This is a genomic window from Vibrio sp. SG41-7 (genome assembly GCF_014164465.1).
GTDB lineage: Bacteria > Pseudomonadota > Gammaproteobacteria > Enterobacterales > Vibrionaceae > Vibrio > Vibrio splendidus.
The window spans coordinates 1-965 of sequence record NZ_JACJFF010000308.1; the positions used below are offsets into that span (position 1 = coordinate 1).

The 965-nt window shown below is 38.8% G+C and carries 1 protein-coding gene; it reads right to left on the reverse strand.

Annotation, left to right across the window (positions count from 1 at the left end):
* Positions 1–33: 33 nt before the first annotated feature.
* Positions 34–965: hypothetical protein (locus tag H5300_RS28585; protein WP_182797369.1), on the reverse strand; the 932-nt coding region annotated here is incomplete at its 5' end.

Sequence of the window (965 nt, forward strand, 5' to 3'; positions counted from 1 at the left end):
GGAAGTTTCAATTTTTAGGTTCTAAATCAAGCCTTAAAGAAAACACTGACCGTAATCTTGGGCCGCATTAAACATATGGCTTAAATGTAAGGCTTTCTTTGTTAAAGGGTCATATTTATGACAAGCAAAACAGCCCCTATCTTCTTTAGGATGCACTAAAGCAAACCATTGAGGGTTTTGGACATAGGTCTCCATTGTACTGTTTGATAATAACTTCGAACCCCCTATTTCATTTTTCCAAGAGGGAGGCACCTCTCCTTTATTTAAATCACTCTCGTTTGAGACTGTCCAAGATGTGCCCACAAGGAAGTAGTTAGACCAAACAGATTTACGTGATTGGTAATAATCTGACATTGCCTCGTTAAGCGCTTTTATATCTTTAGCTACTTCAGTTTTCGTTAAAACACCAACCCCATAGGGTGTTTCTCTACAGACTTGAGTAGGTTTACCAGGGAAGTAAGTATTCACTTTCTGAAAGGACATTGGGTTGAAAAATGTCCATTTACCTGATTTTTCAAAATTTGATAGGTTAGGAACATCAGCACAATCAGGAGCGTTTTCCTTGTGTTCAAATGTGGTCCAAATGAATTCAGGATGATTCCTTGTTTTTCGCACTACATGAATCCCGACCAAGCCCATTAGAACATTACTCCTTACTGCCCCGTCGATCTCAACATCTCTATGAATAGTGAAAAATTTTTCAGGGTTGTCGTTATTAGATATTAATTTCCATGAGGTTTTTACTTCAGTGGAGCCTGGGGATATTTCAAACGGTGTTTTCCCACTGTCAATATCGGCGACACATTGGCTATTGTTTAATCCGTGTTTGACGATGTCATTGTAGAATTTTTTATTGACACTTTGTTGATAGAAGACCGGATTGCCTTCTTGATCGTTCAATGGGAAATTAGAGCCGGCTTGAAGGATCTCACTTTGTACTAATCCTTGATCACCTTTATTGTCCC